This is a genomic window from Couchioplanes caeruleus (genome assembly GCF_023499255.1).
Taxonomy (GTDB): Bacteria; Actinomycetota; Actinomycetes; order Mycobacteriales; family Micromonosporaceae; genus Actinoplanes; species Actinoplanes caeruleus_A.
Map to the genome: position 1 here is coordinate 6,716,799 of NZ_CP092183.1, position 18,704 is coordinate 6,735,502.

16 protein-coding genes are annotated in these 18,704 nt (G+C 74.3%); 12 read left to right on the plus strand and 4 right to left on the minus strand.

Features of this window, described 5'->3' with window-relative positions:
- The first annotated feature begins 19 nt into the window (after nt 1-19).
- The 9 genes from COUCH_RS31045 to COUCH_RS31085 are packed head-to-tail and all read left to right on the plus strand — an operon-like array spanning nt 20 to nt 10,458.
- Nucleotides 20-955 (plus strand): hypothetical protein, encoded by a 936-nt coding sequence (locus COUCH_RS31045; protein ID WP_249608749.1) that lies wholly within the window; start codon nt 20-22, stop codon nt 953-955.
- On the plus strand, nt 952-4,080 hold the full coding sequence (locus COUCH_RS31050) for a helicase HerA domain-containing protein (RefSeq protein ID WP_249608750.1): 3,129 nt from the start codon (nt 952-954) through the stop codon (nt 4,078-4,080). The genes COUCH_RS31045 and COUCH_RS31050 overlap by 4 nt, the downstream gene beginning before the upstream one ends.
- A 49-nt stretch (nt 4,081-4,129) precedes the next feature.
- A complete protein-coding gene (locus tag COUCH_RS31055) occupies nt 4,130-4,954 on the plus strand; it encodes a hypothetical protein (protein ID WP_249608751.1) in 825 nt (274 codons plus the stop codon).
- Nucleotides 4,951-5,532, plus strand: coding sequence for a DUF4129 domain-containing protein (locus COUCH_RS31060; protein ID WP_249608752.1), 582 nt, complete (start codon nt 4,951-4,953; stop codon nt 5,530-5,532). Before COUCH_RS31055 ends, COUCH_RS31060 begins: the two co-directional genes overlap by 4 nt.
- Complete coding sequence (locus tag COUCH_RS31065) at nt 5,529-6,860, plus strand: DUF4350 domain-containing protein (protein ID WP_249608753.1); 1,332 nt, start codon at nt 5,529-5,531, stop codon at nt 6,858-6,860. Before COUCH_RS31060 ends, COUCH_RS31065 begins: the two co-directional genes overlap by 4 nt.
- Nucleotides 6,857-7,831, plus strand: coding sequence for an AAA family ATPase (locus COUCH_RS31070; RefSeq protein WP_249608754.1), 975 nt, complete (start codon nt 6,857-6,859; stop codon nt 7,829-7,831). The genes COUCH_RS31065 and COUCH_RS31070 overlap by 4 nt, the downstream gene beginning before the upstream one ends.
- 7 nt (nt 7,832-7,838) lie before the next feature.
- Nucleotides 7,839-9,158 (plus strand): DUF58 domain-containing protein, encoded by a 1,320-nt coding sequence (locus COUCH_RS31075; RefSeq protein WP_249608755.1) that lies wholly within the window; start codon nt 7,839-7,841, stop codon nt 9,156-9,158.
- Nucleotides 9,159-9,199: 41 nt separating this feature from the next.
- On the plus strand, nt 9,200-9,553 hold the full coding sequence (locus tag COUCH_RS31080) for a GntR family transcriptional regulator (protein ID WP_249608756.1): 354 nt from the start codon (nt 9,200-9,202) through the stop codon (nt 9,551-9,553).
- Complete coding sequence (locus COUCH_RS31085; protein WP_249608757.1) at nt 9,550-10,458, plus strand: DUF1648 domain-containing protein; 909 nt, start codon at nt 9,550-9,552, stop codon at nt 10,456-10,458. The genes COUCH_RS31080 and COUCH_RS31085 overlap by 4 nt, the downstream gene beginning before the upstream one ends.
- An 11-nt stretch (nt 10,459-10,469) precedes the next feature.
- Here the strand turns inward: COUCH_RS31085 and COUCH_RS31090 are convergent, their stop codons facing one another.
- Complete coding sequence (locus tag COUCH_RS31090) at nt 10,470-11,465, minus strand: stage II sporulation protein M (RefSeq protein ID WP_249608758.1); 996 nt, start codon at nt 11,463-11,465, stop codon at nt 10,470-10,472.
- A 40-nt stretch (nt 11,466-11,505) separates the two neighbouring features.
- Between COUCH_RS31090 and COUCH_RS31095 the strand changes: the two genes are divergently transcribed.
- Nucleotides 11,506-12,450, plus strand: coding sequence for an RDD family protein (locus COUCH_RS31095; protein ID WP_249608759.1), 945 nt, complete (start codon nt 11,506-11,508; stop codon nt 12,448-12,450).
- Between the two features lie 3 nt (nt 12,451-12,453).
- On the opposite strand, the gene argS is transcribed toward COUCH_RS31095, so the two are convergent.
- Nucleotides 12,454-14,121: an arginine--tRNA ligase gene (argS, locus tag COUCH_RS31100; protein WP_249608760.1), complete on the minus strand. Its 1,668-nt coding sequence runs from the start codon at nt 14,119-14,121 to the stop codon at nt 12,454-12,456.
- A 196-nt stretch (nt 14,122-14,317) separates the two neighbouring features.
- Between argS and COUCH_RS31105 the strand changes: the two genes are divergently transcribed.
- Together COUCH_RS31105 and COUCH_RS31110 are read left to right on the plus strand one after the other, a co-directional pair.
- On the plus strand, nt 14,318-14,746 hold the full coding sequence (locus COUCH_RS31105; protein ID WP_249608761.1) for a protein-tyrosine phosphatase family protein: 429 nt from the start codon (nt 14,318-14,320) through the stop codon (nt 14,744-14,746).
- 84 nt (nt 14,747-14,830) lie between these two features.
- Entirely contained in the window at nt 14,831-15,274 is a 444-nt protein-coding gene (locus COUCH_RS31110; RefSeq protein ID WP_249608762.1) for an SRPBCC family protein, read from the plus strand.
- 1 nt (nt 15,275) lies between these two features.
- Here the strand turns inward: COUCH_RS31110 and COUCH_RS31115 are convergent, their stop codons facing one another.
- Both COUCH_RS31115 and COUCH_RS31120 read right to left on the minus strand, forming a co-directional pair.
- Entirely contained in the window at nt 15,276-16,088 is an 813-nt protein-coding gene (locus COUCH_RS31115; RefSeq protein WP_249608763.1) for a class I SAM-dependent methyltransferase, read from the minus strand.
- Nucleotides 16,089-16,117: 29 nt separating this feature from the next.
- Nucleotides 16,118-18,700, minus strand: a complete 2,583-nt coding sequence (locus COUCH_RS31120; protein ID WP_249608764.1) for an ATP-binding protein — start codon at nt 18,698-18,700, stop codon at nt 16,118-16,120.
- Between the last annotated feature and the right edge of the window lie 4 nt (nt 18,701-18,704).

An 18,704-nucleotide genomic window follows, 5' to 3' on the forward strand; every position in this document is an offset into this window, starting at 1 on the left:
GCCTCCAGGAATTTCGATCATGGGCGCCGCACAAACGCCGATGGCAATGTCGCATGCCGCACGTCGAAGGGCAACCGGCCATTATCAAGATCGCTTTTACCGGTCCGAACAAACGTTCCAGCAGCGCACCTCGGGCGGCACGGCAAAGATCATTCAACCCGGATTACTGTCGGGTATCCGAATCCGCACAGTGGACCTTGCGGCGGCTCGCACTCCTCGGCAGAATCGGCCCATCGCCGCGGCCCGATGCGGCCGCCGCCGTCGCGAACACCTGAGGAGCGCCTGCATGTCGGACGGAAAGCTCAAGCTCGTCGAGACCTGCGCTCTGCTGATCATGATGCGTGAGGCACAGGAGATCTCCAACGCGGACCTCAAGAATCTGCGTGGCCTTGAGCTCAAGCGCGAGAATCGCGAAAACCTGCGGAAGCTGGGCCTCATCGAGGTCCGCGAGGAAAAGCGGCGTATTCATCTCAACCTCAGCGACAAAGCTTGGAATCGCGACGTGCTCGACGTGATCGGCACCGAGGCTCCGGCCCGCTCCGGTTACCAGGGAGCCGCCATCTATGCGCAGGTGGCGGCGTTGCGACAATTCCTCGACGCTTCCGGGATGGCCCTCTCGGAATACTTCACACAGCCCGGTGAGGCGCAGCGCGAGCCGGGGCAGGAACCAGTCGCGCAGCGGCGCATCCACGCCCTCGACGAGATCGTGGCGCTGATCCGCAAGGCGTATGACGGTCTCGCCCAGCGGCCCGGCGACGCGGTCAAGCTCGTGCGGCTGCGCTCCGAACTGCCGGGCATCGAGCGGGCGCAGGTGGACGAAGCACTCATCGCCCTCAACACCGAGGCAGGCGTCCGCGTCTTCGCCGAGGCCAACCAGAAGACCCTGACCGACGCCGACCGGGCCGCCGCGGTGAGCATCGGCAACCAGGACAAGCATCTCCTCGCCATCGGATGATCACCGACGACGAGCGGCGGGCCTTGTCCGCGCTCCGCTTCAACTGGGCGCCGACCGCGGACGACGTCTGGCGGCCGCCGCCGTTCCACGTCCCGGGCCTGCACCGGACCGCGCTCGACATGGTGCTGGACGGCTTCGCCGAGGCTCGCGACCAGGACGACTCCAGCCCGGTCGGCGTCGCGCTGCTCGGGGAGCGCGGCACGGGGAAAACCCATCTGCTCGGCGCCGTACGGGAAGAGGTCCAGAACCGGGGCGGCTACTTCTTCCTGATCAGCCTCCTCGACGCGAGCGCGTTCTGGCGCAGCGCAGCCCTGTCCATGGTGGAAGGCCTCACCCGGCAGCCGGCGGACGGAGACAGTCAACTGGTGCTCTTCCTGCGTCGCCTCGCCGACCGGGCAGGCGCGCCACGAGGCGTCCGGCGGGCGGTCATCGGCGAAACCACACTGAGCCGGGGCACCCTGGACGCCTTCATCGACCTGCTGCGCAAGACCGACCGGCAGGTCGGTGTCGAGGCGCAGGACACCGCCCGCGCGTTGGTGCTCCACGCTGCCGACGACGCCCACGCCCAGGACATCGGCCACGACTTCCTGTGCTCCAACGACGAGGAAGAAGCCGGGGATCGCGCGAGCTGGGGCATGCGACGCGGGCGCCGCTCCGCACAGGAGGTCGTCCGGGACGTCTCCCGCCTGCTCGCTCTCACCGGCCCTGCAGTCGTCGCCGTTGACCAGATCGACCCGCTGGTGTTCCAGACCGCGCAGTCCAGTGACCCCAGCGTCCAGTCGGCCTGGACGGGATCGCTGCTGCTCGAGCACATTGCCGGCGGTCTGATGTCCCTCCGGGAGACGACCCGGCGCACGCTGTCCGTGGTCAGTTGCCTGCCGACGGTCTGGGAGCTCGTCAAGACCAAGGCGACCAACACGGTCCAGGACCGCTTCCGGGAAGCGGTGGACCTGAAGCTCATCCCGACGCCGGAGATCGGCCGGGAGCTGGTGAGCAAGCGGTTCACCGCCAAGTTCGAGACCGTCGGCTTCACGCCGCCGCACGACACGTGGCCGGTCGCGCCCGAGGCGTTCGTGGAGGCCGTTCAATTCACGCCCCGCGAGCTGCTGCGCACCGTAGACAATCACGTACGGGAATGTTTGAGCACCGACGAAGTGCACGAGCTGGAGCACCTCTTGAAAGGGCTCCCGACCGCTCCGGTCGGCCCGGCCGAGCGGGTCGTCGTGGCGCCCGGCGATCTGGCGCTCTTCGACACCCGGTACGCCGAGCTCGTCGAGCGGGCGCAACCCGGCCCGGCCCTGGATCCAGCGACCGAGGACGACGTCGTCCCGGCCCTGCTGCAGGCCGGCCTGGAGGCATGGATCGGGGAACGGGCGGAACCGGAGGGCACCTTCGGTGTCGACCCCGGCCCGGGCACCAAGCCGCCCCTGCACGCTCGCCTGCGGCGCAGCCTGGACGAGGCTACCGAGGACGAGGCGCACTGGGCGTTCCGGGCGATCGGTGCCACCCACCACATCGCGGTGCTGAACCGCATCCGTAACGCGCAGACCGCCGCAGGCCTCGTCGAGGGCCAGACGAGGCGGCGACTGTTCCTCCTGCGCAACGCCGAATGGTCGAAGGGAGCCCGGACACGAGAGGTGATCAAAGCCCTGGAGTCGGCCGGCGGTCGTCGCATCGGATTTCCCGAGACGGACGTCGCGCAGCTCATGGCTCTGCGCGTCCTCATCGAGGAGTACGGCTACGACAAGCTGCGCCCGTGGTTCCAGGACCGCCGCCCCACCTCATCCATCACGGTCCTGGGAGAGGCGCTCGGCGCGCCACCGACCGAGGCGGCCGCCACCGAGACCGCCACCGCGCCGGCACCCGCGCCGGCACCCGACCTGAATGCCGGTGGGGACGACCGGATCTTCCTGGGCTCCGCGTTCGACGATGGGCATCCGGTCACCGTCGAGCTTGCGGCGCTCCGCAAGCACACCGCCATCTTCGCGGGGTCCGGGTCCGGCAAGACCGTCCTCATCCGCCGGCTGGTCGAGGAGTGCGCCCTGCGCGGCGTGTCGGCGATCGTGCTCGACCCGAACAACGACCTCTCGCGCCTCGGCGACCCCTGGCCCGACCCGCCACCGGGATGGCGGGAGGCGGACACCGCTCGCTCGGCGGAATACCTGCGGAACACCGACGTCGTGGTGTGGACGCCCCGCCGGGAGAGCGGCCGGCCCCTCAGTTTCCAACCGCTGCCGGACTTCGCCGGAATGCTCGACGATCCCGACGTGTTCGCCGCGGGCATCGACTCCGCGGTCGCCGCCCTCGCACCGCGCGCCAAGGTGGACGGATCCGCAGGCAGAGCGCTGCTCGGCCAGGCGGTCCTGCGGGAGGCGCTGATCGGATACGCCCGTACGGGGGCCAGCGACCTGCCCGGGTTCATCGGCCTGCTCAGCGACCTCCCGGACGGCGTGAGCCAGATCGACGACGCCCCGAAGATCGCCGCCGGCCTGGCTCAGCTGCTCATGGCCACCACCGTGAACGACCCGCTGTTCGGCGGCCGTGGCGCACCGACCGATCCGGGCCTGTTGCTGACCCCTGCGGCCGGCTTTCGGGCCCGGGTCTCGGTGGTCAACTTCGTCGGCCTCACGGACGACGCCCAGCGACAGAGCTTCGTCAACCAGCTACAGCTGGCGCTCTTCGCCTGGATCAAGCGGAACCCGGCCGGTGACCGCCCGCTCGGCAGCCTGTTCGTCATGGACGAGGCACAGACCCTCGCCCCGTCGGGAGCGATGACTGCCTGCACCCACAGCACCCTGGTGCTGGCTTCGCAGGCTCGTAAGTACGGCCTGGGACTCGTCTTCGCCACCCAGGCCCCCAAGGGCCTGCACAACCGCATCCCCGGCAACGCCGCGACGCAGTTCTTCGGGCTGCTCAACCACCCGACCCAGATCGCTACGGCGCGTGAGCTCGCCCGCGCCAAGGGCAGCGATGTCTCCGACATCGCCCGCCTGAAGGTCGGTCAGTTCTACGCGGCGATCGAGGGCGGCGAGTTCGTCAAGATGCAGGCACCGTGGTCGCTGTCCCACCACCCGCAGAGCCCTCCCACCACGGAAGAGGTCCTGGAACGCGCCCGGGCCGGGTGACCCGACGGCGCCGCCCACCGAAGTGCCCGGATCGCCTAGGATCGCCGCCATGCCTGCGCAGCCGGACCTGCCGCTGCGTCCCATGACGCTCGGTGAGCTGCTGGACGCCGCCATGACGCTGCTGCGTGCGCGGGCGCTGCCGCTGCTGGTCACCGCCGGCGTGCTGGCCGTGCTGGAGCAGGCCGCGCTGATGCCGCTGCGGGAGCTGGCGTCGGCCAGTCCGCCGGTGTACGGGCCGGCGAAGGGCAGCTTCGGCCTGTGGTGGCTGGTCGTGGCCACCGGGTTCGCCGCCGAGGCGTTCATCATCTGCGTGCTCGGGGCGCTGGCCGCCGCGGCCGCCGGGCCTGCGCTGCTGGGGCGTCCGCTGGCGAACCGGGCCCTGTGGCGCCGGGCGCGGCCGGTACTGACGCTGCCGGCTGCGATCGTGTTCGCCGGGTTGTGCGGGGTGGCCGCGTTCGGCGGGTTCGTCGGGTGGCTCCTCGCGTACGGGATGTTCGGCCTGGTCGGGGCCGTTCTGGTGATCGACCGGACGGGCAGCTTCGGGCGGGCGGCGCGGCTCGCGGCGCGCAACGGGATGCGGGGCGCGTGGACGCGGCTGGCGGCGTACCTGACGTGGTTCGCCGTGCGGATCGTGCTGGGTGCCGGGTGGGTGGCCGTCTTCGCGATCGTCTCCGGCGACCGGCCGGGCTGGCTGACCTGGCTGACCCCGCTGGCGTGGGCGTTCGCCAACACGATCGCGTACGCCGCGCTGGGCTGCGTCGACGCCGTGCTGCTGCTGGAGACGCGGATCCGCACCGAGGGGCTGGACATCGCGATCAGCCGGGCCCGCAGCCGGGGCGAGGACGACGCCGCACCCCTGGTGTACGCGCCGTGACCCGGGTGTGGGACGAGTTCGCCGCTGCGGTCTTCGACGTGGTTCCGCCGTCCCTTCTGCTGTTCCTGCTGCTCGTGGCCGCGGGGATCACCGGCGCGCTCTGGTACTGGTACCCGGCGTGGGTGCCGCGGCGGATGCCGCGCTGGCGGCTGCGCAGGCCGCGCTGGCGGCTGCCGCGGTGGCGCCGCCGCAAGAAGGCACCGAAGCCCGCGCGACCGGCGAAGGCGGCGGTCGACCCGGAGTTCCGGCCCAGTGTCGTGCTGGCCGACGGCACGCTGCTCGCCGACCGGCTGGCCGCCGAGGGGCGCTACGCCGAGGCGATCCGGCAGCGGCTGCGCGACGTGGTCGGCGACCTCACCGCCGCCGGGGTGGTCTCGCCGCTGCCCGGCACGACCGCCGCGGAGGTCGCGGCGACGGCAGCCGCGCAGCGCCCGTCGGTGGCGGCACCGCTGGGCGGCGCGACCGAGCTGTTCTCCGACATCTGGTACGGCGACCGCCCCGCGCACCGTGCCCTCGACGACCACATGCGCGCTCTGACCGGTGAGGTCCGCGCCCGGATGAAGAGCGGTACGCCGTGAGGAACCGCCGCTGGCTGCGTTTCGCCCTGCCGTTCGCGGTGGTGGCCGGCCTGGCCACCACGACCGGGATCGCGCACGCCGTGCAGCAGCCCGACCCGACCGACGCCGCGTTCCTCTCCCCCACCAGCGACGACGGCGAGGGCGCCCGGCTGCTCGCCGACGAGCTCACCCGCCGGGGGATCCGTGTCGACGTGCGGACCAGCACCGAGGACGTGCTGGCCGCGGTGGCCGCGAACGGCTCGGCGACCGTCTTCGTGGCCGCCCCCGAGCTGGTTCATCCGGCGTACCTGGACCGGCTGGTCCGGCTGCCGGCCGGGGTGCGCGTCGTGCTGGTCGCACCGCGGAAGGGCCAGCTGGATTCCGCCGGGCTCGACGTTCCCGTCGCCGGTCCGCGGTGGACCGCCGCCGCGCCGCAGCCGGGCTGCTCGGCGCCGTTCTCCTCGGCGGGCGCCGCGGCCACGCTGCGGTGGCGCTACGACGGGGGCGCGTACGACGCGGTGCAGTGCTTCGAGGACGGGGTCGCGGAGTTCCAGGTGAGCGGCCTCGCCGACGTGACGCTGGTCGGGGCCGTGGACCCGTTCCGCAACGACCGGGCCGACGAGCACGCCAACCACGCGTTCGCGACGGCCCTGCTGAGCCGCAACGACCGGGTGCTCTGGCTGGACCTGCACGAGCGGGAGCGGCCGCCGCGCACGCAACCCACGCAGGACCCGTACGAGCAGGACGACCCGGAGTGGACCGACGGCGGCGCCGACGGCGACGGCACGGGCAGCGACCAGGACGGCGAGCCGCGGGACCCGTCGACCGGGCAGCCGCGGGACGGCGAGGGGCAGACCGGCGGGGGCGGCACCGCGCTCACCGACAGCCCGCTGGCGCGCGCATTCCCGCCCGCGGTGTGGGCCACGCTCGCCCTGCTCGTCGCGGCGGCGATCGCGCTGGCACTGGCGTCCGCCCGGCGGCTGGGCGCCCCGGTCGCCGAGCCGCTGCCGGTACGGGTACGGGCCGCGGAGACCGTACGCGGGCTGGGCGGCCTCTACCGGCGGGCCGGCGCGCGCAGCACGTCGCTGGCCACCGTACGGTCGGCGGCGCTGGCCCGCCTGGCCGAGCATTACGACCTGCCCGCGGACACGCCGGCGGACGATCTCGCCGAGCGGGTCGCGGCGGACACCGGCCACCCGGTGGACGATGTGCGGCACGTCCTCGCCGGCAGCGTCGAGGACAGCGACGGCGAACTGGTCCGCGCGGCGACGGCCGTGCAGACCCTGGTCCGGTACGTGACCGGGCAGCAGAACTGGCGACAGGCACCGGACGAGGGGAATCTGACGTGACGTCTTCGGTATCCGTGGAGGCCATCGCGGCCCGCGACGCCCTGCAGCGGCTGCGGACCGAGGTCGCCAAGGCGGTCATCGGCCAGGACGCGGTGGTCGGCGGCGTGGTGATCGCGCTGCTCTGCGGCGGCCACGTGCTGCTGGAGGGTGTGCCCGGCGTCGCCAAGACGCTGCTGGTCCGGACCATGGCGACCGCCCTGGACGTCGACACCAAGCGGGTGCAGTTCACCCCGGACCTGATGCCCGGCGACGTGACCGGTTCGCTGATCTACGACGCCCGCTCGGCCGCGTTCAACTTCCGGCCCGGGCCGATCTTCACCAACCTGCTGCTCGCCGACGAGATCAACCGCACCCCGCCGAAGACCCAGGCGGCGCTGCTGGAGGCGATGGAGGAGCGCACGGTCAGCACGGACGGGGAGTCGCGCCGGCTGCCCGAGCCGTTCATCGTGGTCGCCACCCAGAACCCGATCGAGTACGAGGGCACGTACCCGCTGCCGGAGGCGCAGCTGGACCGGTTCCTGCTGAAGCTGGCCGTGCCGCTGCCGGAGCGCGAGGAGGAGCTGGGCGTGCTCCGGGCCCACCATCAGGGCTTCGACCCGCGCGACCTCAAGGCCGCCGGGGTGGGCCCGGTGGCCTCCGCCGCCGACCTGGCCGCCGGGCGGGCCGCGGTGCGCGGCGTGGCGGTCGCCGAGCCGGTGCTCGAGTACATCGTGGACCTGTGCCGGGCCACCCGGATGTCCCCGGCGCTCGAGCTGGGCGCCTCGCCGCGCGGCACGACGGCGCTGCTGGCGGTGGCGAAGGCCCGCGCGTGGCTCAGCGGCCGGGAGTACGTGCTGCCCGACGACGTGAAGGCCTTCGCGATCCCCGTGCTGCGCCACCGGGTACGCCTGCGCGCCGAGGCGGAACTGGACGGCGTCTCCACCGACTCGGTGCTGCGGACCGTGCTCGGCGCCGTACCCGCGCCCCGCTGAGCCGGCCGTGGTCACCAGGCGCTTCGCGCTGCTGCTGGCGCTGGGCGTGCCGCTGCCCGCGCTGCTGCCCTCGCCCTGGCTGCTGACGGCGGTCGTGCTGGCGATCGCCGGCGGCGCGGCGCTGCTCGACGCCCTGGTCGCGGCCCCGCTGACGGCGGTGACGCTGCGCCGCGAGGGGGACGAGACGGTCTGGCTCGGCGGTACGGCGACCACGACCCTGACCGTCGCCAACACCTCGCGGCGGCCGCTGTGGCTGCGCCTGCGGGACCGCTGGGTGCCGTCGGCGGGCGCGGACGGCACCGAGCACCGGATGAACCTGCTCGCCGGTCAGGAGCACCGGATCACCACCACGCTCACCCCGACCCGGCATGGTGACCGGCCCGCGGTCCGAGTGACGCTGCGCTCGTACGGGCCGCTCGGGCTCGCGTACCGGCAGCGGCCGCAGAAGTGGAACGAGGCGGTGACCCCGCCGTGGACGCTGCGCGTGCTGCCGCGCTTCCCGTCGCGGCGGCTGCTGCCGGAGAAGCTGGCGAAGCTGCGCGTCTTCGACGGGGCGGTGGTGACCCGCGGGCGCGGCCAGGGCACCGAGTTCGACGTGCTGCGCGAGTACGTGATCGGCGACGACGTCCGCTCGATCGACTGGCGGGCGTCGGCGCGTACGCACGACGTCATGGTCCGCACGTGGCGCCCGGAGCGCGACCGCCGCGTGGTGTGCGTGCTGGACACCGGCCGTACGTCCGCCGCCCGCATCGGCGACGAGCCCCGCCTGGACGCCGCGATCGACGCCGCGCTGCTGCTCGCCGTGCTGGCCGCCAAGGCCGACGACCGCGTCGACCTGCTCGCCCTGGACACGGCGGTACGCGCCAAGGTGGAGGGCGGCGGCCACCGGACGAAGCTCCCCCGGCTGATCAGCTCGCTGGCCTCGCTGGAGCCGGCCCTCGTGGAGACCGACTTCGGCCTGGCCGCGGGCGAGCTGCTGCGCCGCGACCACAAGCGGGCGCTCGTCGTGATCTTCTCGGCGCTGGACGCGGCCCCCATCATCGAGGGCCTCCTGCCGATCCTGCGCCGCCTGACCACCCGGCACCGGGTGGTGCTGGCCAGCGTCCGCGACCCGGAGACCGCCCGGCTCGCCCACCTGCCGGAGTCCGGCGCGACCGCCGAGGACGTCCACCTGGCGGCGGCCGCGCAGCTCGCGCTGGCGGAACGTGAGCGGGTCAAGGCGCTGCTGGAGCAGCAGGGCGTGATCGTGGTCGACGAGCCGCGGGAGAGCTTCGCCTCGAAGGTCTCCGACGTCTACCTGGTCCTGAAGGCCGCCGGCCGCCTCTGACCCCCGTTCCGCTTCTACAGTTGTTATAGTAGAATGCAAACATGTTGTTCCGGGTGGACGTGGCAGCGGCCGAACCCCTGGCGGATCAGATCGCCGCTCAGGTGCGCGGCGGGGTCGTGCGCGGTGAGCTCGTGGCGGGCGAGCGGCTTCCGTCCGCCCGGGAGCTCGCCGACGTGCTCGACGTCAACCTGCACACCGTCCTGCGGGCGTACGCGAAGCTGCGCGACGAGAACCTGATCGAGTTGCGCCGCGGCCGGGGCGCGGTGGTCCGCGACGATGCCGACGCCACCCGGCTGCGGCTGGTGGAGCTGGCCCGCCGGTTCGTCGACGAGGCACGCCGGCAGGGCCTGCAGGAGGCAGAGATGATCGCGATCGTGAAGGAGGCCCAGTCGTGAGAAGACTTGTGGTGGCGGCGGCAATGGTCTGGCTGCCCGTGGGCGTCCTCGGGCTGACGTGGGCGGCGTGGCACGGGCGGCTCCCGGAGCGCATCGCCACGCACTGGAACGGCACGGGAGCGGCGGACGGGTTCGGTTCGGCGTCGTGGTTCTGGGCGACGCTGCTGGTCGTCGGGGTGGCCGCGGGGGTGGCGGCAGCCGTGGCGGCCCGTACCCCCGGCGCCCGCTTCCTGCTCACGGCCGCGGGTGCGGTCTCCGGCGCCGCCGCGGGCATCTGGCTGGCCACCGCCCGCGCCACGCTGGCGAACCCGGCCGAGGCCCGGCTGGGATGGCGGTTCCTGCTGGTGTTCGCCGGGCTCGCCTGGGGATTCGTGGTCGCTGCGGTGGCCGGTCCGCGTCCCCCGGCGGCGCCCGCCGACGTGCCGCTCGTCGACCCGCTCGAGCTGAAGCCCACCGAGCGCGTCGCGTACAGCAGCACCCTGCGTTCGCCGGTACTGCTCGGCGTCAGCCTGGTCGCCGCGGCCGTGGTCGCCGTGGCGGCAGCGACCACCGCACCCGCCGTGTGGCCGGTGCTGGCGCTGCCGCTGGCCGCCGCCCTGCTGTTCGCCCGGGTCCGGGTCACCGCCGACCGGCGCGGCCTGCGCCTGGTGGCCGGCCTGATCGGGGTGCCGCTGAAGCGGATCGCGCTGGCCGACATCGACACCGCCGAGCCCGCCCGGATCGCGCCCATGGAGTGGGGCGGATGGGGATACCGGGTCGCGCCGGGGCGCAGCGCGCTGGTCCTGCGCAGCGGTCCGGGCCTGGTGCTGCGCCTGCGCGACGGCCGCCGGTTCGCGGTGACGCTCGACGAGCCCGAGGTGCCCGCCGCGCTGCTCACCGCCCTGCGGCACCGCACACCCGGCTGATCCGCGGCCGGTCAGGCCATCGGAACCTGGGCTTCGGTGTGGTCGGGGTCCAGGTCGGCCGTCTCGCCGCGGCGGTGGGCCGCCGCGCCGACGCCCAGGGCGTACGCCATGAAGGCGAGCCAGACCACGAAGCCGATGCCGATGCGGACCGGGTCCGGCCAGCCGGACGGCGTCACGTACGCCTCCAGCAGGCCCGACACCAGCAGCATCGCGACCAGGCCGAGCGCCACCAGCATGCCGGCCCGGGCGCGTTCGGCGAGGGCCCGGCCGCGGGTGCGGTGCGGGCCCGGCGCGATCCAGGCCCAGCCGATCCGCAGCCCCACGCCGGCCGCCACGAAGATCGAGGTCAGCTCCAGGAAGCCGTGCGGAAGGATGTAGCGGAAGAAGGTGTCGCCGTGGCCGGCGTACGTCATCAGGGCGCCGGTGAGGCCGAGCTGGAACGTGTTCTGGCCGAGGATCCACAGGGCGGGCACGATGAGGACGCCGGAGGCGAGGCACTGGCCCGCCAGCATCGCGTTGTGCGTCCACACGCTCGCGGCGAAGTTCTGCGCCTGGAACTCGCTGTAGTAGTCGACGAAGTCCTCGTTCGCGTACCGGTCGATGGTCGACGACGGCGCGAACATCTCGATGATGTCCGGGTTCGCCGCGAAGTACGCCATCAGGACCCCGGCGAGCACGACGTTGACCACCATCACCGTGAGCCACCAGCGCCGGGCCCGGTACAGCTCCACCGGCAGACTGGTGGTGAAGAACCGCACGACCGGGCGCCACGAGTAGCGGCGGCCGCCGGTGACCGCCGAGCGGCCCGCGATGACCAGCTGGGACAGCGACGCCAGCAGGATCGGGTCCGGGGAGTGGCTGCGCACGACCGACAGGTGGGTGGCCGCGCGCTGGTAGAGCAGGACCAGCTCGTCGGCCTCGGCCGCGGTCAGCTTGCGGCGGCGGGTCAGCGCGTCGAGGCGGTTCCACTCCCCGCGGCGCTCGCTGACGTACGCGTCCAGGTCCACCGGCGCAGCGTAGCGGGCGCCGATCGGGTTAACTAACCCGATGACTGTGGTGGCGCCGGTCGTCGGCGGGCGGGGTGAGCAGCTCGTCAACGGCGAGGCCGTGGAGGTCGACGTCCGGCATGCCCGGGTGGGCTCACGCGGGCTGGCGTTGCTGCTCGACATGGTCGTGCAGGTGCTGCTGGGCCTCGCCCTGTTCCTGCTGACCGGTGCGGTGTCGTCGGCGCTGCTCGGTGCCGCCGCCGACCAGGCGCTGATCGACGCGCTCGGCACGGTGTCGGTGCTGCTGGTCTTCGTCGGCTACCCGACGATCGTGGAGACCGTGACCAACGGCCGCAGCCTCGGCAAGCGGGCGATGGGCCTGCGGGTGGTCCGCGAGGACGGCGGCCCGATCCGGGTACGCCATGCGCTGGTGCGCAGCCTCATCGGGCTCGCCGTGGAGTGGCCCGGCCTGCTGTTCCCGCCGTTCACCTGGGCGGTCGCGCTGACCACGATGCTGTTCTCGCCGCAGGGCCGGCGCCTCGGCGACCTCGCGGCCGGCACGTTCGTGATCCACGAGCGGTCGCCGGCGCCGTGGGGCTGGGTGCCGGCGATGCCGCCGCAGCTGGCCGGCTGGGCGCAGACGCTGGACCTGACGAACCTCGACGACGACCTGGCCCTGGCGGTACGCCACTACCTGGCCCGGGCCGCGGAGATCCGGCAGCCGATGAACGGGCGGTTCGCGCAGAGCCTGGCCGGCGAGGTGAGCGAGCGGATCGCCCAGCCCGTGCCGCCGGGCGTGCCGCCGTGGATGTTCCTCAGCGCGGTGCTGGCCGAGCGCCGCCGCCGCGCCGCCGACCGGGTGCACGCCGGCCGGGCGCTCACCCAGCGGATCTGGCCCGGCTTCGGGCGGCTGGAGTGGACCCGCGCGGCCGGGCCCACGTGGGACCCGGCCGGCACGAACCCGCCGCTGCTCGGCGTGGTCAAGGAGGAGGGCCGCCCGTCCTGACCGCTACATCTGCGCGGGCGTCGCGATCCCGAGCAGGTCCAGCCCGCGCCGCAGGGTCCGCCCGGTCACCAGACAGAGCGACAACCTGCTCTCCCGTACGCCGGCCGGAGCCGTGAGCACCGGGCACTGCTCGTAGAAGGCGCTGAACACCGCCGCCAGCCCGGACAGGTACGTGGTCAGCCGGTGCGGCTCGAGCGACTCCCCCACCGCCAGCACGGCCGGTTCGAACGCGAGCAGCTCCAGCGCCAGCGCCCGTTCCCGCCGGTGCCCGATCGTGACGGCCGGCGTGAAGTCACCGGCCCGGTCCAGGATCGAGCTGATCCGGGCGTACGCGTACTGCAGGTAGGGGCCGGTGTTGCCGGTGAGGGCGAGCATCCGGTCCCAGTCGAAGACGTAGTCGGACATGCGGTCGTTGGCCAGGTCGGCGTACTTGACGGCGCCGATGCCCACCGCGGCGGCGACCTCGGGGGTGGGCGCCAGCACGGCGGCCCGCGCGACCGCCTCGTCCAGCAGCTCGGTGAGCTTCACCGAGTCGCCGGCCCGGCTGCGGAACATCTTGCCGTCGGCGCCCAGCACCGAGCCGAAGCCGACGTGTTCCGCGCTCACCCCGTCGCCGAGCCAGCCGGCCGCCCCGGCGACCGCGTACACCATCCGGAAGTGGGTGCTCTGGGGCGTGCCGACGACGTAGAGCAGCCGGGCCGCGCCGAGGTCGCGTACCCGGTGGCGCAGGGCGGCCAGGTCGGTGGCCGCGTACCCGAAACCGCCGTCGCTCTTGCGCACGATCAGCGGGAGCGGGCCGCCGTCGCGGCCGGTGAAGCCTGCCGGGAACGCGCACAGCGCGCCGTCGCTCCCCACCAGCAGGCCCTTGGCCTGCAGCTCCTCGACCACCGACAGCAGCTGGTCCTGATAGGAGCTCTCGCCGGCGAAGTCGGCCTCGGTGAGGCTCACCCCGAGCCGCTCGTACGTGTCCAGCAGGTACCGCTGCGAGGTGGCGACGAGCCGGCGCCACAGCCGCAGCGTCTCCTCGTCGCCGGCCTGCAACGTCACGACCCGCAGCCGCGACCGGGTGCGGAAGTCGTCGTCGGTGTCGAACTTGACCCGGGCCGCCTGGTAGAACGCCGTGAGGTCGCCGGCCGCGCCCGCCTCGGCGACGCCCTCGTCCAGCAGGTGCTCGATGAGCATGCCGAACGACGTGCCCCAGTCACCGAGGTGGTTGACCCGCACGACCCGGTGCCCGAGCCATTCGAGGGTCCGGGCCAGCGCGTCGCCGATCACCGTCGAGCGCAGGTGCCCGACCGTCAGCTCCTTGGCGACGTTGGGCCCGGAGTAGTCGACGACGACGGTCTGCGGCTGCCGGGTGGGGGCGACCCCGAGCCGCGCGTCGGAGATCAGCCGGTCCGCGGCGCCGGCGAGCACCTCGTCGGCGACGGTCAGGTTGAGGAAGCCGGGCCCCGACACCTCGGCCGTGGCCACCCCGGCCAGGTCGGCGCGGCCGGCGACGTCCGCGGCGATGTCCCGCGGCGGGCGGCCCAGGCTCCGGGCCAGCGGGAGCGCCGCCCCGGACTGGAAGTCGGCGAACTGCGAGCGCCGCACGGCGGGATCGACGGTCGCCTGCGCGACCTCGGCCAGCGCGGCGCCGAGCCGCGCGGAGAGCAGAGCTTCGAGATTCATGGACGGGACCCCATCGACGAGACAGGGCGGGCCTGCCCGGGGCCACGAGCTTCCTGCGACACCGGCGGAGGCCCGCCGGTGGAGGACGCGTGTCAGCTCGACCGGAGGGTGCTGTTCCGGCGTCGCTCGCGGTTGATGCTGAACACGGCGCGAGCCTAGCCGACGGCCGGGCGAGCCCGCGAGCACAATGGTCGGCATGGGCTGGCACCGCGACGATTCCGGCGTGCTCGCGCTGCCCTCGGGCCGACTGGTGCGCGGCCGGGGCCTGCGCCGGCCGGTGCCGGAGGGCGCGGTCCCCGAGTTCGGCGTGTACCTGCTGGGCTCGCCACCGCCGCCGGCCGGCTGGGAGAGCCGCTGGCTGCGCTGGCCCGACTTCCGCCTGCCGGCCGACCGCGAGCTCGCGGTCGCTGTGCTGCGCGAGGTGTGGGAGCGGGCCGGCACGCAGCGCGTCGAGGTCGCGTGCTGGGGCGGCCGGGGGCGTACCGGCACGGCCCTGGCCTGCCTGGCCGTGCTCGACGGGGTGCCACCGGGTGAGGCGGTCGCGTTCGTCCGCGCGGGCTACGACCGGCGCGCGGTCGAGACACCCTGGCAGCGGCGCTACGTACGGTCGTTCACGGTGTCCTGACCGCCATTGGTTTCGCGGGAAGGCGTCATCGCGCGGACCGGCCGGGCCTTATCGTGGAGGCGGTCCGCCGCCGAAGGGATGACGATGATCACGGTCTCGCGCACCTTCACCGTCGCGGCGCCCGTCCCGGCCGTGCTGGCGTACCTGCGCGACCTCGGCAACAGCGCCGACTGGGACCCGGCGGGCCGGCGCACCACCCGGGTCGACGCGGGACCGGTCGCCGTCGGCGCGAGCTGGCGCGGCGAGTCACGGATCCTGGGCGTACGCGCCGAGCTGACGTACACCCTCGTCGAGGCGGCCGGCGACCGTCTCGTCTTCGCCGGGCACAGCGAGGGCGCCGGCTCCACCGAGACGATCACCGTACGGCCCGCGCCGGCCGGCGCCGAGGTCACGTACCGCGTCGACCTGGAGGTGCACGGGCTCGCGAAGCTCGCAGCGCCGGTGCTGCGGCTGGAGCTCGAGAAGCTGGGCACCGGCAGCGCCGGCCGGCTGACCGCGGTCCTCAACGGGCTGGCCCAGGCCGCGTGAGTCACGCCCGGGTGGCCAGCACCTCCACGTAGGCCGACGGGATCTTCACCGTGCCGTCGCCGGCGACGTCGTACCGCCGCACGAGGTCGACGAGGTCCGCGTGGAGCAGCTCGCCGTCGTCGTCGCCGAGCGCCTCGAAGGCCTTGAGCGTGGGCCCGTACCAGGACCGGAAGTAGTCGGTGAAGGCCTCCGCCGAGGCGAACCGGAACACGAACTCCCGCCGGTTCACCCGCACCTCGCTCACCCGGTCGCCGAACAGCTCCCGCAGCCGCGGCTCGGTGCCCCACTCGACGGGGGCGCGTACGCCCGGCGGTGGCGGCACCCGCCGGCCCACCGTGCGGAACAGGTCGCCGATGAACCCGTCCGGCGTCCAGTTGGCCAGCGCGATCGTCCCGCCCGGCCGGCACACCCGGGTCAGCTCGGCGGCCGCCCGTTCCTGGTCCGGCGCGAACATGACGCCGACGACCGAGAACACCGTGTCCCATTCGCCGTCGTCGCAGGGCAGCGCCTCGGCGTCGGCCTCGACGAACCGGACCGGCAGGTGCTCGGCGGCGGCCCGGGCGCGGGCCCGCTCCAGCAGGCCGGGTACGTAGTCGACGCCGACCACCTCGCACAGGCAGCGGGCGGCGGCGATCGCGGCGTTGCCCGTACCGGTGGCGACGTCGAGGACCCGCGAGCCGGCGGAGAGGTCGGCGGCCTGCACGAGCAGCTCGGAGATGGGCTGGATGAGGGCCGCCACCGCGCCGTAGTCGCCGCTGGCCCAGGTCTTCTGCTGGCGTGCCTTGATGCCGTCCAGCGTGGGAGAAGTCGTCATGGCGGCGACGCTACGAACCGCCGGTGGGCTCACGCGTGGGGAGGATTCCCCATCTTCGGCGATCGGCGCCGGGCGATCGCGGCCGCCTGACCCCGCGACGGTACGCCCAGCTTGGCCAGCACCGCCGACACGTGATGCCCGACGGTCTCCGCCGACAGCGACAGGCGGGCCGCGATCTCGGCGTCGCTGAGGCCGTCGGCGAGCAGCCCCAGCACTTCCCGCTGCCGGGCGGTGAGGCCGGCCGGGTCCGCGGCGGTGGCGGGGCGGGGTCCGCGGGGCACCGGGGCGCCGCGACGCCGCAGCTCCGCGCGTACCCGCCGGGCCGTGGCCGCCGCGCCGAGCTGGTCGAACACCCGCAGCGCCCGGCCGGCTTCGTCGTCGTCGCCGCACGTCAGAGCCTCCGCCGCCGCGTACCCGCAGCCGCGCCGCTCCCACTCGGCGGCGGCGCCGGCCACGTCGCCCTCGATCAGCAGCCGGTACGGCTCCGCGATCCCGTCGGTGACGGCCGGCCCGCCGCAGCGCCACTGCCAGTACGCGAGCCGCCCGGCCAGCCACGGATGCCCGACCCGTACGGCCAGCGGCAGCCCCCGGCGCACCTCGTCCAGCGCCCGCCGCGGATCCCCGGCGATCCAGTGGTGCTCGGCGAGCGCGGCCGCCACCGGGCCCACGAACTGCAGCTCGCCGGTCTCGTACGCGGACACCGCCGCTTCCTCCAGCAGGCCCCGCGCGTCCGGCGCGCCGCGGCGCGACCACAGCAGACCGAGCGTCACCTGGGCCGGGCAGCGGAACGGCCCGCGCTGCGGCGGCCCGGCGAGCCCTTGCGACGCGTCGCTCAGGGCGCCCGGCCAGTCGCCGCGGGCCAGCCGGACGGTGGCCCGGTACCCGAGCAGGTGGCGGGCGTACCCGCCGAGCTCGCGGGCCTCGGCGTAGGCCAGCACCCGGTCCAGCACCTGCTCCGCCACGTCCAGGTCGTACCACTCGACGGCGATGCCGGCCCGGTTCACCAGGGCCCGGACGGCGTGGTCGTCGAGCCCGGCGGCGGCCGCCACCCGGTGCGCCCGTTCCAGCTCCTCCCCGCCTGCCGGGTCGCCGCGTTGCAGCCGGGCGGAGCCGACGTTGACCAGGGCGTGCACCTCGGTGTCGAGGTCGCCGGAGCGGCGGGCCAGCTCGATCGCCCGTTCGCCCCAGACGACCGCGGTGTCGTCGTTGGCGAGCATCCGCAGCTGGGACAGGTTGCTGTACGCCATCGCCAGCTGCGGTCCCGGGCCGAGCGGCTCCAGCACGTCGACCGCCCGCGTGCCGGCCGCGCGCGCCTGTGCCGTACGGCCCGTCCACCAGGACAGCCGCGACACCCAGCGCAGGTTCTCGCCGATCCGCGCGGTGTCGCCGGCCGCCTCCCGGACCGTCAGCGCCTCCCGCCGGGCCCGCAGCGCCTCCTCGTTCAGCCCGGCCAGGTACGCCACCGTCGCGTACGCCTCCAGCAGCCCGGCCCGCTCCTCGTCGGCCACGCCCGCCGCATGCCGCAGCGCGGTCTCGTAGTGCGCGACGGCCTGCCGGTTGGCGCCCAGCGCGGCGGCGCGGCGGGCGGCGACCGGGGCCCACCGCAGCACCGCGGCGGCGAGGCCCGCGTGGTGGGCGTGGTGCACGAGCCGGGCCGGGTCGACGCCGGGGTCGCCGTCGAGCCGGGCGAGGATGCCGGCGTGCAGGGCGGCCCGGCGTACGGGCGACAGCGACTCCTCGACCGCGCGGCGCAGCAGCTCGTGCCGGAACGCCACCGCACCCGCCGTGGCGGTGAGGACCCCGCCGGCCAGGCACTCGTCGACGCCCGCGGCGTGGCCGGCGAGCAGGGCCGGTTCGGCGTGCGCGGGCACCACGGACACCAGCGCGGCGGCGTCCCGGGCCGCGGGTGACACCGCGTGCAGGCGGGACAGCACGAGGTCGCGTACGGTCGCGGGCACCCCGGAGCCGCCGGCCGCCAGCACCTCGGTGACCAGCAGCGGATTGCCGCCGGTCTGCGCGTACACCGGGGCGGCGGTCCGGCCGGCCCGGCGCGCGAGCTCGGCGACGGCCCCGGCCGACAGCGGCGGCAGCGTCACCCGGTGGACCGGGCCGCGTGGCAGTCCGGCGAGGACACCGCGCAGCGGGTGGTCCGGGCCGAGCTCGTCGTCGCGGTACGTGAGCAGCAGCAGCGCCCGGCACAGCGACAACCTCCGGCCGAGGAACGCGACGAGGTCCAGGGTGGCCTCGTCCGCCCAGTGCAGGTCCTCCATGACCACCACCGGGCGGCGGGCCTGCCGGGGACCGTCGAGGGCGTCCAGCACCGCGTCGAAGATCGCCCCGCGGTCGCCGTCGCCGAGGCGTTCCCGCAGCGCGCCGCCGGCCTGCTTCGCGATGTCGTGCACCGGCCCCAGCGCCCGCGGGGTGAGCAGCGGGTCGCAGGCGCCCCACAGCACCCGGGCGCGCGCCCGTACCGACCGGGCGAACTCGGTGGCCAGGCTGGACTTGCCGGCGCCCGCCTCACCGGCGACCAGCGCGATCCGCCCGCCGCCCGCGCTCTGCGCCTGCAGCCTCGTCAGGTCGGCCAGCGCGCCGTCGCGTTCCAGCAGCCCCATGCCG